Raw genomic sequence first — 15,326 nt, 5'->3', positions numbered from 1 at the left:
GCTGACGTAGTCGCGAAATACGTAGGGAAACGACGGACGCCCACCTGGCCGGGGACCGGCCAGGTGGGCGTCCGTCAGGACCGCGACAGGCGTGTTGCGGTGGCCGGGTCAGCTCGCGGTGTGCGCGGTGGCCGCCTTGATCTGGGTCTGGAACGCCGCGAGCTTGTCTTCCGCCGACGTGTGCTTGTGACTGCGCGCCTGAATACTGACGTCGTGATCGGCGGCCGCGGCTCGCAGCGCACCGACGGTCGCCTGCTCGCGCGGCACATGCTGGAACGGATCGAAGGAGTACCAGCGCATGGCGTTGAGATGAGTCATCTTGTGGATCTCGTCGTCCGGCACCTGCTCACGACGCAGCACCTCGTGCAGCACCTCCGGGGCGTCCGGCCACATGGAATCGCTGTGCGGGTAGTCCATTTCCCAGGAGATGTTGTCGATGCCGATCTCGTTGCGCAGCCGCACACCGATCGGATCGCTGATGAAACAGGTCAGGAAGTGCTCGCGGAACACCTCCGAGGGGAGTTTGCCGCCGAAGTCCTGCAACGTCCAGGCGGAATGCATCTCGTAGGTGCGGTCGATGCGTTCGAGGAAGTACGGGATCCAGCCGGTGCCACCCTCGGATAGCGCGATCTTCAGGTCCGGGTAGTCCTTGACCGGCCGCGACCACAGCAGATCGGCGGCAGCCTGCACGATGTTCATCGGCTGCAGCGTGATCATCACATCCGGGGGCGAATCGACCGCGGGCACGGACAACCGGCCGGAGGATCCGATGTGCACGCTGCACACGGTGTCGGTGTCCACCAATGCCTGCCACAGTGGATTCCAGTACGGGTCGTGGAAACTCGGATAGCCCAGTGCGGCAGGGTTTTCCGAGAACGTCAGCGAGTGCACGCCCTTGTCCGCGCAGCGGCGGACCTCCGCCGCGCACGCCTGCGCATCCCAGATCACCGGCAAGGCCATCGGGATGAAACGGCCGGGATAGGCGCCGCACCACTCATCGATGTGCCAATCGTTGTAAGCGCGCACGAGAGCCAGGGAGAAGTCCGGGTCCTCGGTGGCGAACAGCCGGGCCGCGAAGCCCGGGAACGACGGGAAGTTCATCGAGGCCAGAACCCCGCCCGCATTCATGTCCTGGACGCGCTGGTCCACGTCGTAACAGCCGGGCCGGATCTCGTCCAGCCCTTCGGGTTCGAGGCCGTACTCGTCCTTGGGGCGCCCCGCGACGGCGTTCAACGCCACGTTCGGCACCGTGACCTCGCGGAATTTCCACACATCGGCGCCGTCGTCGGTGTGGATCAGCCGCGGGGCGTCCGCGGCGTACTTCTGCGGCAGATGGTTCTTGAACATGTCCGGCGGTTCGATGATGTGGTCATCGACGCTGATCAGGATCATGTCGTTCTCGTCCATGATCACGCTCCTTCGAAAAGGCATACTGTATTGCTTACGATATAGCTTAGGGTAGCTGTCCTGGCGGACTCGTCGATAGGGACTGCTCGCGCGGCACGGGTGGCGGCGCTCAGAGAATCGCGCCGTCGTCCTTGGCTGCGGTGATGTCGTCCCAGTCCAGTCCGAGCTTGAGCAGGATCGCCTCGGTGTGCTCGCCGTATTCGGGGGAGTGACTCGGCGGCGGCGGAGTTTCATCGAATTGCACAGGGGCGCAGACGGTTCGGTAGTGTTTACCGGTGTCGTCGGTGACGTCCATCAGATACCCGTTGGCTGCCACCTGCGGATCGTCCAGGACTTCCCGAGGGCTGGCGAGGGTGGCCCAGACGGCGGGCTCGTCGGCGAGCGTCTTCTGCCATTCGCTCAGATCGCGTTCGGCGAACGTCCTGCGCAATTCGGCGGTGGCGGCCTCCTGATTGGCGACCAGGTTGGACAGCGGAACGAAGCGCTCGTCGGTCGCGAGATCGGACCTGCCGATCCGCTCACAGAACCCCTGCCAGAAGCGGTCGGTCTGCAACAGCATCAGCTGCACCCACCGTCCGTCGCGGGTCTTGTAGCGATTCACCGCGGGGTTGAGTGCGGTGCCCGCCGGCCCGGCGGGGATGCGATCGACTCCGTAGTAGTCCGCCGCCGCGATATCCGGTGCGATCGCCCACATACCCTGGGCCAGTAGGGAACTGTCCACGATGGGGGCTCGCCCGGTCCGCTCGCGATGGAACAGGGCCGCGGCGATGCCTCCGGCGAGGGTTATCCCGCCTTGCAGATCGCCGAACGCCGGGCCCTGGGTCACCGGATATTCGACGTCGCTGGGGGACAGGGCATATGCGACCCCCGCGCGGGCCATATAGCTGGCCGCGTCGAAGCCGCCCCGGTCCCGCTCGGCGCCCCGGCTGCCGTGGCCGCTGCCGCGGGCGATGACGACGTTCGGGTTGAACTCCCGGATCTGCGGCACGGTCAGGCCCGCGCGTTCGAGCGGCCCCGGGAGCCAGTTGGTCAGGAAGACGTCCGCACTGGCGATCAGCTTGCCGATGATCGCGCGGCCACGCTCGGATTTAATGTTCACCCCGATGCTGCGCTTACCGTGATTGCCCAGCTCCATCATGAAATTGGCGCGGACCGGGGAACTTTCGGGAGTCAGACCGCCGACCACCAGATTGCGGCACGGGTCACCCCCGGCGGTGTCCTCGACCTTGATGACCTCCGCGCCCCAGTCCGCCAGGGCGGCGCCGCCGCAGGGGACGTATGTCCAGGACGCCAGTTCGACAACCCGAATGCCGTTGAGCAGGCCCGACATGGGTGTTCCCTTCTTCCGATCGCTCGATGTCTTGAAGAACTATACGGTAAACGTTACAGTTACTCATCCAGAATGGATTTCGTGACATCGCGGATTCTGCTGCCGATGATCAGGAGGGAATGTGAGCGAGATCGTCGGGCAGACCCCGGCCACCAGTGCCGATGTGGGTCGCCGCGCAGCGGCGCGAGCCGAGCCTCGCCTGCTGATCGACGGCGAGCTGACCTCGGCGACCGATGGCGAGGAGTTCGAGAACTTCAGCCCGGCCACCGGCGCTTCGCTCGGTGTCACCGCCGCGGCCGGTCCGCAGGACATGCTTCGCGCGATCGACGCCGCCAGGCGTGCGTTCGACGAGACCGGGTGGTCCACCGATCGAGCGCTGCGCCGGCGCTGCCTGGCGCAACTGCAGCAGGGGCTCGAGGACGAAAAGCAGGAGTTCGCCGACGAACTCGTCGCGGAGGTCGGATGTCCCACGATGACTCTGCGCAACGCGCAGCTGGACTGGCCGCTGGCCGAATCGTTGCGGTACCCCGCGCGGCTGATCGGTGAATTCGAATGGGAGCGAACCCTTTGCGGCGGCGGGCTGTTCGGCGAACGCAATGTGCGCACGGTGGTTCAGGAACCGGTGGGTGTGGTCGCGGCGATCTGCCCGTCGAATTTCCCGGTCGAGGTGATTCTGAACAAGCTCGGTCCCGCGCTGGCCGCGGGAAATACCGTCGTGCTCAAGCCGGATCCGAACACGCCGTGGAACGCCACCCGGATCGGCCGGATCATCGCCGAGCGCACCGATATCCCGCCGGGTGTGGTCAATGTCGTGCCGACGCCGTCCAACGACGTCGCGAGCCTGCTGGCCACCGATCCGCGGGTCGACATGATCTCGTTCACCGGGTCGACCGCGGTCGGGCGGGCGCTGATGCGGCTGGGCGCGGAGACGATGAAGCGCACATTTCTCGAATTGGGCGGAAAGTCGGCGTTGATCGTGCTGGAGGACGCCGATCCGGTCGCGGCCCTGCGCAGCGCGGTGGGCGTCTGCGTGCACGCCGGGCAGGCGTGCGCCGCGACGAGCCGGATGCTGGTGCATCGCTCGGCATTCGACGACATGGTCGCCGGTGTCGCGTCGGCGTTCGACGCGGTCCCGGTCGGCGATCCTGCGTCACCCGACACGCTGGTCGGACCGGTGATCACCGCGACTCAACGCAAGCGTGTCCTGGACGCGTGCACCCGGGCGACGGTGGACGGCGCTCGTCTGGTGACCGGAGGCAGGAGCGTCGAGTCGCTGCCCGTGGAACTGGCGGGCGGTCACTACGTGCAGCCGACCGTATTCGTCTGCGAGGACCCCGATCTGGCGATCGCCCAGGAGGAGATCTTCGGGCCGGTGCTGGTGATGATCCCGTTCGACGACGACGACGCGGCGATCCGCATCGCCAACAACAGCGCCTACGGCCTGGCCGGTGCGGTGCTGTCCGCATCGACCGACCGGGCCATGGCGGTCGCACGCCGCGTCCGCACCGGCGCGATCGGGGTCAACGGCGGCATGTTCTACGGCGCGGACGCGCCGTTCGGCGGCTACAAGAACAGCGGCGTCGGCCGCCAGTGCGGCCTGGAGGGCTTCGGGCAATACCTCGAGACCAAGACCATCGGCAGCCGGATTCCCAGGCAGCACTGACCGATTCGTGGCCGCTGGGCCGATCATCGAACCGAGGAAAGGGATGTCACCCGTGGGAAAATTGGACGGCAAGGTAGCGGTGATCTCCGGTGCCGCACGCGGGCAAGGCCGCTCGCACGCGGTGCGTCTCGCAGCCGAGGGGGCGAGCATCATCGCACTGGATTTGTGCGCGGACCTCGACGGCAACACCTATCCGCTGTCCCGGCCCGAGGATCTGGACGAAACCGTCCGCCTGGTCGAAAAGCACGGCGTACGAGCCCATCCCGTCATCGTGGACGTGCGCGAACGCAGCGCGGTCTGGAGCTCGATCGCCGCCGGTGTGCAGGCGCTGGGACGCCTGGACATCGTCGTCGCGAACGCCGGTATCGCGCCCCTGGGCAAGGGGCAGAGCATGCAGTCCTGGTCGGACACGATCGACACCGATCTCGCGGGGGTGTTCAACGTCATCCAGGGCAGCCTGCCGCACCTGGGTGCGGGCGGGGCCATCATCGCGACCGGATCGCTGGCAGCGCAATTGGGCAGCTCCACCAAGCAGGGACCCGGCGGGTCGGCCTACAGCTTCGCGAAACAGGTTGTCGCACACTACGTCAACGACCTGTCGATCCAGCTGGCCAAGCAGTCGATTCGGGTCAACGCCGTGCACCCGACCAACGTGAACACCGACATGCTGCACAACGAGGGCATGTATCAGGTGTTCCGCCCGGACAAGACCTCGCCCACCCGTGAGGAGGCCGAGCCCGCCTTCCATGCGATGCAGGCCATGCCGATTCCGTACATCGAACCGCAGGACGTGTCGAATCTCGTCGTCTTCCTGGCGAGTGACGACGCACGCTACATCACTGGTAGCCAATTGCGGGTGGACGCCGGCGGTTACGTCAAGGCCGTCCCGTGGGGCAGGTGAGAAGAATGATCGAGGTCGAGCCATGACGGTGCTATACCGTATTTGTTACAGTAATTCGTACTAGCAGTGTTGGCTCGCCGCGCCCGGGTGGTGCGGCACGAGTGGTGCAGAGGTTGAGAGGTATGGCGAAACCCGTCATCGTGAGTGCGGTCCGGACCGCGATCGGACGATCCTTCAAAGGGGGGCTCGCGAATGTGCCCGCGGAGACATTGGCGATTACCGTCCTGCCGGAGGCCGTGCGCCGGGCCGGTATCGATCCGACGGTGGTCGACGACGTCATCCTGGCCGAATTGAATTACGGCGGCGGAGATCTGGCGCGACACGCGGCCGTGGCCTGCGGAATGGAGACCGTCCCCGGACAGGCCGTGAACCGGCACTGCACCGGCAGTCTCACCGCGATCGCCAACGGTGCGGCGCACATCGTCTCGGATATGGAGCGGGTGATCGTCGCCGGTGGCGTGCAGTCGCTGTCGACCGCGCCGCTGATGAAGTGGCGGGTACCCGGGAAGGCCGAGATGGAGTTCGTCGAGCCGTGGATGCCACCCTCGCACCCCGAGACGCCCGACGCGCCGACCCTGGACATGGCGATCACCGTCGGGTGGAACACCGCGAAGAAGGCCGGGATCTCGCGCGAGGAGATGGACGCCTGGGCGCTGCGGTCGCATCAGCGCGCCATCGCCGCGATCGACGCCGGTAAATTCCTGGACGAGATCGTGCCGATCAAGGTCCAGCAGCTCGACGGTTCGGTGGTCGACTTCGCGGTGGACGAATTCCCCCGGCGCGGAACGACTCTGGAGCGGCTGGCCGCACTGCCGGTGCTGCATCCGGAGATCGAGGGCTTCTCGATCACCGCGGGCAACAGCAGCGGAATCAACGATGCCGGCGCCGCGGTGACGGTGGTCGGCGACGACTTCGCCGCCGCGGAGGGGCTCGAGGTGATGGGTACCGTGCGGGCCTGGGCCAATGCCGCGATGACCCCGGCGGACAACGGCCTGGCGGCGGGGAAGGTGATCGGCAAGATCCTCGACCGCGCGGGCTTGAAGGTCTCGGACGTGGCGCTGTGGGAGATCAACGAGGCATTCGCCTCGGTGCCGATCGCGGCCTGTCGCGAGCACGGGATCGACGAGGAACTGGTGAACTTCTCGGGCAGCGGATGCAGTCTCGGACACCCGATTTCGGCCTCGGGCGCGCGCATGGTGACCACGCTGCTGTACGAGCTGCGCCGTCGCGGCGGAGGCATCGGCATCGCGGCGATGTGTGCCGGTGGCGGCCAGGGTGGCGCACTCGTGGTGGAGGTCTGAGATGTCCGATGAAGTGCTGCGCGAACGCCGCGTGCGCACGCTGGTGATCACGATCAACCGGCCCGAGGCGCGCAACGCGATCAACACCGCGGTCAGCCAGGGGCTGGCCGATGCGATCGACGAACTGGACGAGAGTCCCGAACTCTCGGTCGCCGTGCTGACCGGTGCGGGCGGAAATTTCTGCGCGGGAATGGATTTGAAGGCTTTCACTGCGGGCGAGGTGGTGATCGTGCCCGGTCGCGGACTCGGTTTCACCGAACGTCCACCGGTCAAGCCGATCATCGCGGCGGTCGAAGGGTACGCCCTGGCCGGTGGCACCGAACTGGTGCTCGCGACGGACCTCATCGTGGCCTCGCGGACCGCGAAATTCGGTATCCCCGAGGTCAAACGGGGCCTGGTCGCGGCGGGCGGTGGATTGCTGCGGTTGCAGCATCGCATCCCGTACCAGAAGGCGATGGAGCTGGCGCTGACCGGCGAGAGCTTCACCGCCGAGGCGGCCGCGGGCTACGGCCTGGTGAACGAGCTGACCGAACCCGGTGCGGCACTGGAGAAATCGCTGGCGCTGGCCGAGCGGATCACCGCCAACGGCCCGCTCGCGGTGGCCAAAACCAAAGAGGTCCTGGTCAAGTCGAGCGACTGGTCCACCGAGGAGATGTGGCGCAAACAGCTCGAACTCGTCATCCCGGTCTTCCAGTCCAAGGACGCGCAGGAGGGCGCGACGGCGTTCGCGCAGAAGCGCAAGCCCGAATGGACCGGTACGTAGGGGGTTTCGTTCGGCCGCCGTGGCGGCCGCCCTGCCCGACAAATGATCATGAAAGTCAGGAGACGCTGTGTCGTTCGAAGGTGAAGTCGTAGTGGTGACCGGTGGCGCCGGCGGATTGGGTGCGGCCACGGTGCGTCGCCTGCACGGCGCCGGAGCGGCGGTGCTCATCGCCGATGTCAACGATGAGAAAGGCAAGGAGCTGGCCGACGAGCTCGGCAACAAGGTGGCCTACGCGCACACCGACGTACTCGACGAGGACGCCATCGCGGCCAGCTTGGCCAAGGCCGACGAGCTGGGTGTGCTGCGGTACGTGGTGATCGCGCACGGCGGCTTCGGTGTTCTCGAGAGGGTGGTGAACCGGGACGGCAGCCCGCACACCTTCAAGGGTTTCACCGATACGATCGGGCTGTATCTCAGCGGCACCTTCAACGTGTTGCGGGTGGCCGCGGCCCGGATCGCGACACTGGATCCGAAGGCGAACGGTGAACGCGGCGCGATCGTGATGACCAGCTCGATCGCCGGTTACGAGGGCCAGATCGGTCAGTCCGCCTACGCGGCGGCCAAGGGCGGGGTGATCGGGCTGACCTTGCCGGGCGCCCGGGATCTGAGCTCGGTGGGCATCCGGCTCAACACCATCGCACCCGGCACCATGCGCACGCCCCTGATGGAATTCCTCGGTGAGGAGAAACTCGCGAAATTCGCTGCCGCCGTGCCGTTCCCGAAGCGGCTCGGCGCACCCGACGAATTCGCGTTCCTGGCTCAGCACCTGCTGGAGAACCCCTACATCAACGGTGAGGTCGTGCGGCTCGACGGAGCACAGCGGTTCCAGCCGCGATGAGCACGAGGGAGACTGCGTAGCGCGTCGTGGTGAACCCGGGCTGGAGCCACCACGATGCGCGGCAGTCTCCGCCCGGTTCGACGCCAGTGTTCGAGCCGACGCTCGCAATGCGGTTACCGACAGGGATACAGCAGCGTCATCTATCGGAGAACGGCCAGGTCTGCCCGTCGTGGCGGCCGTGGGAGATCGGGGCGGCGTTGAGCGAATGGAGCATAGGGGCCGTCTTCGACGCGGTAGCCGAGGCGGTCCCGGATCGAGCGATGACCGTCTGCGGTTCTCGCAGAAGCACTTTCGGTGAATCCGCCCAGCGTGCCCGGCGGTTCGCCGATTTCCTGGCCGAGTGCGGGTTCGGCGCGCATACGCCGCGCGAGAAGCTGAACCGCTGGGAGTGCGGCCAGGACCGTATTGCGCTGCTCATGCGCAACGACCTGTATCTCGAGACGTTGATCGGCTGCGTGCAGGCCCGGGTCGTCCCGGTGAACATCAACTACCACTACACCCCGCGTGAGATTCGCGAGCTGCTGAGCTGCATCCGGCCGCGCGGCATCGTCTTTCACCGTTCCTTCGGGCCGGTGGTTGCCGAGGCGGCGCCGGAGGGAGTGGAGCTGCTGATCTCGATCGAGGACGGGGATGATGCCGCCGCGCCGCAGGGGACGGTGCCATTGGAGACCGCGATCGCTCTCGGGAGTGCCGAGCGGGTGGTCGCGCCGAGCCCCGACGACGTGATCATGCTGTGTACCGGCGGGACCACCGGACGTCCCAAGGGGGTGCTGTGGCGGCAGAGCGATCTGTACGTGTCGTCGCTGAACGGCGCCGATCACGAATCCGCCGCGCCGTTGCGCGAACTCGCGCACGCGACCGGGCAGGTGTGGTTCGCGGTGTCGCCACTGTCGCATGCCGCCGGGATCATGACCGCGTTCGCGGGCCTGCTGGCCGGGCAGACGATCGTGTTGTACGACGACCGCGAATCCTTCGATCCCCGTACGGCACTCGAGGTCGCACAGCGTGAGCGTGCGGCGTTGATGACGATCGTCGGCGACGCGTATGCGGGCCCGCTCGTGCGCGAATTGCATAGCGGCCGTTACGATCTGTCGTCGCTGTTCGTCATCGGGACCGGGGGAGCGGCGACCAATGCGCAGCATCGGCGCGAGCTGCTGGAACTGTTGCCGAACGTGATGGTCGTGGAGGGATACGGCGCCTCGGAGACCGGCGGTATGGCCTACGGGCGCAGCCGTCGCGGCGCCGAGGTCGACACGTTCGATCCGGGACCGGGTGCGACAGCGGTCTCGCACGACCGCAGCCGCTTCCTCGAACCCGGCGACGGTGAGATCGGCTGGGCGGCAAGGACGGGTCGGGTTCCGCTCGGCTACTTCGACGACCGCGAGGCCACCGAGCGCACCTTCCCGGAGATCGACGGACAGCGCATGGCCATCCCCGGTGACCGCGCGAGCGTGGCCGCCGATGGCAGCCTGCGATTCCTGGGCCGCGACTCGCTGGTGATCAACACCGGCGGCGAGAAGGTTTTCGTGGAGGAGGTCGAGGAGGTGCTGCGGGCACATCCGCGAATCGCCGACGCGCTGGTGGTGGGGCGGGCCAGTGCGCGCTGGGGGCAGGAGGTCGTGGCCCTGGTGTGCCCGCAGCCGGAGGCGGAACTCACCGCGACGGCGCTGCGTCGGGTGTGCAAACTCGAACTGGCCGGATTCAAGGTGCCGAAGGAATTCGTGTTCGTGACCGAGATCCGGCGATTGGGCAACGGCAAGCCGGACTACCGCTGGGCTGCGAAGCGGGTGTCACAGGAGGTCGAACAGGCGTGAGCGTACGATTGTTCGCCTGGCGGACTGTCGCGGTGCTGACCCGATTCGCCTTCCGCTCCAGAAGGATTCGGTCATCGGAGTAACCTTCCTCAGCCTGGCGCGTGTTCCTGTCTAATTTCCGGGGACCTGCGAGTGTTGCTCGTCGTACCGACGCCGCGCGAGTGCGACCTCCGGCGCGTTCTTCAGGATGGTGGACAGGAGCGGGCCGAGGGAGTCGACACACTCTTCGCCGATCCGGGTGAGGCTGTATTCGACGTGAGAGGGCATGGCGCGCACGAGGTTCCGGTTCACCACCCCGTCGCGCTCGAGCTGTTTGAGCGTCTGCGACAGCCTGCGTTCGCTGACGCCGCCCACCGCGCGTTTGAGTTCGTTGTAGCGCAGGGCGCCGTCCTGCAAGGCGAGCATGATCAACATCGACCAGGTGTCGGCGATCGTCTGGAAGGCCTCTCGCACCAGGCTCGCCCGCTCGAGCACTTCGCGTGCTGACACCCGGCGTTCCGGCTGTCTGTCACCCATGACCTGTACCCCTTCCGTGGAATAGGACCCACCCTCCGCATGTCAACTCTCATATCGAGAGCACTCTCATTATGAGAGTGCAGATTGTTCCGATGGAAAGGCTACGACATGAGTACCGAGTTCGACGACTGGCTCGTCGGTGACAGCAACACGGTCACCTTCGACGCCCCCTCCAGCGCCGTCTTCGACCTGGTCACCCAGGCTCGCTTCTGGCTCGAATGGCACGTCTCCACCCGCGGCGTCGGCGGCGTCACCGAACGTCCGTACCGCGTCGGCGACATCGTCTACGAGGCCGGTCGTCTCGAGGACGGCAGCGAACACGACCTCTACTGGCGCGTCGTCGACCAGGAATACGGCAAGTCCTCGCTGATCGTCGACAACGACGCCGGTGCGGGTTTGCAATACCTGCTCACCGAGGACGGCGAAGGCGCAACGACATTCACCCGCCGCACTCTCTACCACCCCGACGCGCCGTACACCCCCGAGCAACGCGCCCTCATCGCCGAAGCCAGCGCCGAAAGCGTCCGAGGTCTGCACCGCCACATCAGTTCCCTGCTCGATCGAGAACACCTGAACGACGGCCGATGACAGACATCTGCTCGCGGGCTGGCGCCACACGGGGCCCGATAGCACCGCGCCGAACTTCCGGAAATCTGCGCCACGACGGCGTGTCCGAGGCGATCGATCGTGTCGGCGATTCGGCGGGTGCGGGCGTTGTGGCACTACCGAATTCGCCGCAGGACACCGCGCGCGTGGGCGAGTACGGGTGCGTCGACCATGCGGCCTTCGAAGGTGAAGACCCCGCTGTGCGCATCGGCCTCGGCGAGAACGTCTCGCGCCCAGCGGATCTCGCCATCCGAGGGGCGGAACGCGGACCGCACGACCGCGACCTGCGTCGGGTGAATGCAGGCCTTGGCCGTATAGCCGGAGGCGGCCGCGGCGGCGCTGTCCGCGGCGAGGGTGTCCAGGTCGGCGATATCGACGAGCACGGTATCGATCGGCGTCACCCCGTTCGCGCGGGCGACATAGAGTATCTGGGTCCGGGCGTGCAGGACCTCGGGCCGGTAACCGCCGTCGGCTGCCCGCCCGCGGTCGGCACCGAGATTCGCGACGAGATCCTCACTGCCCCACATCATCCCGACGCAGTTGTGCGAGGCAGCGATTTCGGGGGCGCGGAGAATCCCGCGGGCGGTTTCACACAACGCGACGACCGGGTGCGCGATCGACTCGACCGCCGCCGCGGAGGCGGCCATCGGGAGCATCACCACGACGTCCCGGAACGGGGCCAGCGCCGCGAGATCATCGGCGTGCCAGGCGGTTTCGAGAGCGTTGACCCGGACCAGCACGGCCTCGTGGTCGAGACGTCCCAGCGCCTCGACCACGTGCTTGCGAGCGATGTCCTTGTGCTGCGGACCGACGGCGTCCTCGAGGTCGAGGATCACCGAGTCCGCCGCGGCGAGCGCCTTGTCGAACCGGTCCGGCCGGTCACCGGGGCAGAACAGCAGTGCCGGACCGCGCACGTCTGCGGGCATCAGTCGAGCCCGCCGCGCTTGACCAGCTGCGCGGCGATCACGTTGCGCTGGATCTCGTTGGTGCCTTCGCCGACGATCATCAGCGGGGCATCGCGGAAGTAACGCTCGACGTCGAACTCGGTGGAATAGCCGTAGCCGCCGTGGATCCGAACCGCGTTCAGCGCGATCTCCATCGCGGTTTCGGAGGCGAACAGCTTCGCCATCCCGGCCTCCATATCGCATCGCTCACCGGCGTCGAACTTCTCCGCTGCGAACAGGATCAGCTGGCGCGCCGCGGTCAGTTTGGTGGCCATGTCCGCCAGGTAGTTTCCGATGGACTGGTGCTGCCAGATCGGCTTGCCGAACGATTCGCGCTCCTGGGCGTAACGCAAGGCATCGTCGAATGCCGCCTGCCCGACGCCCAGGGCCCGGGAGGCGACCTGGATGCGGCCGGTCTCCAGCCCTTTCATCATTTGTGCGAACCCCTTGCCCTCGACGCCGCCCAGCACCGAGGAGGCGGGCACGCGCATGTCGTCGAAGACCAGCTCGCACGTCTCCACACCCTTGTACCCGAGCTTGGACAGGTCTTTGGACACCGTCAGGCCCGGTCCGTGCTCCACGAGCAGCACCGAGACGCCCTTGTGGCGGGGTTCGGCTTTCGGGTCGGTCTTGCACAGCAGGGCGATCAGCCCGGAGCGGCGCGCATTGGAGATCCAGGTCTTGGTCCCGTTGATCACGTAGGAGTCCGCGTCGAGGCGGGCGTGGGTGGACATCGCCTGCAGGTCCGACCCGCCGCCGGGTTCGGTGAGCGCCATGGTCGCACGCAGCTCGCCGGTCGCCATCCGCGGCAGGTACCTGTCCTTCTGCTCCTGAGTGCCGAACGCCAGCAGCAGTTTCGCCACGACGGTGTGCCCGCCCATCGCCCCGGCCAGCGACATCCAGCCTCGGGCCAGCTCGGCGGTGACCAGTGCGTAGCAGGGCATGGAGACCGGCGCCTCGCCCCACGGTTCCGGGATCGCGAGGCCGTAGATGCCGAGCGCCTTCATCTGCTCGATGATCTTCTCGGGGTACTCGTTGGCGTGCTCCAGTTGCTGGACAACGGGTTTCACCTCGCGATCGACGAACTCTCGCACGGTATCGACGACGTACCGTTCCTCGCTGCTCAGCGTGCTCATGGTGGGGTCCTTTCGAAAGGGTCGGGAAGTTCAGATGACGGCGCGGTCGTGCAGGTCGGCGACGTCGGCGGCGGAGCGGCCGAGTTCGCGCAGGATGGCGTCGGTGTGCTCGCCCAGTGCGGGGACCGCGCCCATCACCGGCTCGACGCCGGCGAGGTCGGCCGGAGGTCGCAGGGCGGCGACGACGCCACCGGGTACGGCGACCTCGTGCCACCGCTCGCGTTCGGCGAGCACCGGGTGGTCGAGGAACTCCTCGATCCGGTTGAGGCCGGCGTTGGCCACACCGGCCTCGTCGAGCAGAGTCGCGGCGGCCGCGGTCGTCACTGTCTTCAGTGTGCGGCCGATCAGTTCGTTCAGTTCCGCGCGATGGGCCACGCGTGCCGAATTCGAGGCGAAGCGGGGATCGGTAGCGACGGCGGGATCGCCGAGCACGACCGTGCACAGTGCGTGCCACTCGCGGTCGTTCTGCACGGCCAGCAGCAGGCTGCCGTCCGCGGTGTCATAGGGGCCGTACGGGGCGATGGTGGCGTGCTGGGCGCCGACGCGGGCGGGCTGCCGACCGCCGTAGCGGGTGTAGTACGCGGGCGCGCCCATCCATTCGGCGAGCGCCTCGAACAGCGAGACCTCCACCGCGGACACCAGCCCGGTCGTGGCTCGACGTAGCAGGGCGGTGAGGATGCCGGAGTACGCGTACATACCGGCGGCGATGTCGGCCACCGAGATCCCGGCCTTGGCCATCTCGTCCCGGGTCCCGGTGATCGAGAGCAGCCCGGTCTCGCACTGCACGAGCAGGTCGTAGGCCTTGCGGTCCGCCCAGGGACCGCTGGTGCCCCAGCCGGACACCGTGCACGGGATGACCCGGGGGTGGCTCCGCGCGAGCGACGCCGCGTCCACGCCGAGCCGTTCCGCCGCGCCGGGGCCGAGGTTCTGCACCAGGACGTCCGCGCGGTCGAGCAACTCGCCCAGCACCGCGCGCCCATCCGGGGATTTGACGTCGAGGGTGATCGACTCCTTGCCGCGGTTGAGCCAGACGAAGTAGCTGGAGTTCCCGTGCACCGCTTCGTCGTAGCCGCGGGCGAAGTCACCGGACCCCGGGCGCTCGACCTTGATCACGCGAGCGCCGAGGTCGGCGAGCTGGCGGGTGGCGAACGGGGCGGCCACGGCCTGCTCCAGGCTCACCACGGTGAGGTCGTGCAGGGGCGGGGGAGCGGCCTGGGATGTCATCGGGTCCGGCCTTTCATGCGAGGTGGATCGAGGCGGTCAGCGACGGCGCGGCGCCGTGCGCGGCGACGGTGACCGACAGCTCGTCGCCGTCGCGGGATCCAGCGGCCACCACCGTTGCCGGTACGTAAGCGGGCCGGACGAGCCGATAGGCGATGCTGCGCACGCGAGCGCCGTGCACGCGCGGTAGCTCCAGCGCGAGCAGGGCGAGCAGCGGCCCGTGCACGACGAGGTCCGGGTAGCCCTCGACGCTGGTCACGTACGGCCGGTCGTAGTGGATGCGGTGCCCGTTGTAGGTGAGGCCGCTGAACCGGGCGAGCAGCACCGGATCGGTGGTCAGGCTGCGCCGCCACGCTCCGGCCGGCTCGGGCTCGTCGCCGTCCGGCCGAGGAATCGTCCGCGGTGGCGTGCCCGCCGGCTCGGACCGATACACGATGTCCTGCTCCTCGCGAGCGACCGGTTCGCCGTCCGCCGCGAGCTCGTGGCGGACGGTCACGAATGCCATCTCCCCGGTTCGTCCGGTCTTGAGGTTCACGTCGGCCACCGCAGAGCGGGCGGACAGCTCGCAGCCGTGCGGGATGGGGGCCCACTGCTCGAAGCGACCACCCGCGAACATCCGGCGGCGGCCCGGAATCGGCGGCAGGAACGGTCCGTCGGCCGGGTGCCCGTCCTCGCCGATCTCGGCCTGCGCGGGGTGGTCGATCAGGGTGAACCAGTGCCACAGCGGGGGCAGCTCGTCCGCCGGAGCGGGGGCATCGAGCAACGCGGCGAAGGCCGCGGACTGCCAGGGGTCGACGCGCCGGGCAGATTCGACGATCGGTGGGCGCCAATCCCGCAGGGCTGCGGCGAGGAGGCCCTCGGTGTCCGGTGTGGGCATGCTGGTTCC

At 67.6% G+C, this 15,326-nt stretch carries 14 protein-coding genes; 7 read left to right on the top strand and 7 right to left on the bottom strand.

The genetic code is table 11. The features are described from left to right. Positions 1 to 108: 108 nt before the first annotated feature. Together ON40_RS13555 and ON40_RS13550 are read right to left on the bottom strand one after the other, a co-directional pair. Entirely contained in the window at positions 109 to 1,407 is a 1,299-nt protein-coding gene (locus ON40_RS13555; protein ID WP_040822251.1) for an amidohydrolase family protein, read from the bottom strand. Between the two features lie 109 nt (positions 1,408 to 1,516). Then, positions 1,517 to 2,737, bottom strand: coding sequence for a CaiB/BaiF CoA transferase family protein (locus tag ON40_RS13550; protein ID WP_040822250.1), 1,221 nt, complete (start codon positions 2,735 to 2,737; stop codon positions 1,517 to 1,519). Between the two features lie 121 nt (positions 2,738 to 2,858). Between ON40_RS13550 and ON40_RS13545 the strand changes: the two genes are divergently transcribed. The 6 genes from ON40_RS13545 to ON40_RS13520 all read left to right on the top strand — a co-directional run bounded on the left by ON40_RS13545 (position 2,859) and on the right by ON40_RS13520 (position 10,017). Next, positions 2,859 to 4,400 (top strand): aldehyde dehydrogenase family protein, encoded by a 1,542-nt coding sequence (locus ON40_RS13545; protein WP_040822249.1) that lies wholly within the window; start codon positions 2,859 to 2,861, stop codon positions 4,398 to 4,400. Between the two features lie 52 nt (positions 4,401 to 4,452). After that, positions 4,453 to 5,301 (top strand): mycofactocin-coupled SDR family oxidoreductase, encoded by an 849-nt coding sequence (locus ON40_RS13540; protein ID WP_040822247.1) that lies wholly within the window; start codon positions 4,453 to 4,455, stop codon positions 5,299 to 5,301. A gap of 122 nt (positions 5,302 to 5,423) precedes the next feature. Next, positions 5,424 to 6,602: a thiolase family protein gene (locus tag ON40_RS13535; RefSeq protein ID WP_040822246.1), complete on the top strand. Its 1,179-nt coding sequence runs from the start codon at positions 5,424 to 5,426 to the stop codon at positions 6,600 to 6,602. Position 6,603: 1 nt separating this feature from the next. Then, positions 6,604 to 7,365 (top strand): crotonase/enoyl-CoA hydratase family protein, encoded by a 762-nt coding sequence (locus ON40_RS13530; RefSeq protein WP_040822244.1) that lies wholly within the window; start codon positions 6,604 to 6,606, stop codon positions 7,363 to 7,365. A gap of 67 nt (positions 7,366 to 7,432) precedes the next feature. Next, positions 7,433 to 8,203 (top strand): SDR family NAD(P)-dependent oxidoreductase, encoded by a 771-nt coding sequence (locus tag ON40_RS13525; RefSeq protein ID WP_040822242.1) that lies wholly within the window; start codon positions 7,433 to 7,435, stop codon positions 8,201 to 8,203. A gap of 197 nt (positions 8,204 to 8,400) precedes the next feature. Next, positions 8,401 to 10,017 carry an AMP-binding protein gene (locus tag ON40_RS13520; protein ID WP_040822590.1) on the top strand — a complete coding sequence of 539 codons (1,617 nt, stop codon included), beginning with the start codon at positions 8,401 to 8,403 and terminating at the stop codon, positions 10,015 to 10,017. 111 nt (positions 10,018 to 10,128) lie between these two features. Here the strand turns inward: ON40_RS13520 and ON40_RS13515 are convergent, their stop codons facing one another. Next, entirely contained in the window at positions 10,129 to 10,533 is a 405-nt protein-coding gene (locus tag ON40_RS13515) for a winged helix-turn-helix transcriptional regulator (RefSeq protein ID WP_040822240.1), read from the bottom strand. Positions 10,534 to 10,641: 108 nt separating this feature from the next. On the opposite strand from ON40_RS13515, the gene ON40_RS13510 reads away from it, so the two are divergent. Continuing rightward, entirely contained in the window at positions 10,642 to 11,121 is a 480-nt protein-coding gene (locus tag ON40_RS13510; RefSeq protein WP_040822237.1) for an SRPBCC family protein, read from the top strand. Positions 11,122 to 11,255: 134 nt separating this feature from the next. On the opposite strand, the gene ON40_RS13505 is transcribed toward ON40_RS13510, so the two are convergent. Genes ON40_RS13505 through ON40_RS13490 form a run of 4 tightly spaced genes read right to left on the bottom strand, consistent with a single transcriptional unit; the run spans position 11,256 to position 15,317 of the window. Next, positions 11,256 to 12,065 carry an HpcH/HpaI aldolase/citrate lyase family protein gene (locus ON40_RS13505; RefSeq protein ID WP_040822236.1) on the bottom strand — a complete coding sequence of 270 codons (810 nt, stop codon included), beginning with the start codon at positions 12,063 to 12,065 and terminating at the stop codon, positions 11,256 to 11,258. Beyond that, positions 12,065 to 13,219, bottom strand: a complete 1,155-nt coding sequence (locus ON40_RS13500) for an acyl-CoA dehydrogenase family protein (protein WP_040822234.1) — start codon at positions 13,217 to 13,219, stop codon at positions 12,065 to 12,067. Before ON40_RS13500 ends, ON40_RS13505 begins: the two co-directional genes overlap by 1 nt. A 30-nt stretch (positions 13,220 to 13,249) precedes the next feature. Next, the gene (locus tag ON40_RS13495; protein WP_040822231.1) at positions 13,250 to 14,443 is read right to left on the bottom strand and encodes a CaiB/BaiF CoA transferase family protein; all 1,194 of its coding nucleotides are present in this window, start codon (positions 14,441 to 14,443) and stop codon (positions 13,250 to 13,252) included. A 13-nt stretch (positions 14,444 to 14,456) separates the two neighbouring features. Beyond that, positions 14,457 to 15,317 carry an HTD2 family dehydratase gene (locus tag ON40_RS13490; RefSeq protein ID WP_040822230.1) on the bottom strand — a complete coding sequence of 287 codons (861 nt, stop codon included), beginning with the start codon at positions 15,315 to 15,317 and terminating at the stop codon, positions 14,457 to 14,459. Positions 15,318 to 15,326 lie beyond the last annotated feature (9 nt).

This window comes from Nocardia jiangxiensis NBRC 101359 (assembly GCF_000308615.1).
Classification (GTDB): Bacteria; Actinomycetota; Actinomycetes; order Mycobacteriales; family Mycobacteriaceae; genus Nocardia; species Nocardia jiangxiensis.
Note: the sequence above shows the minus strand (reverse complement) of the source record. Positions and strands in the feature narration are given on the sequence as shown.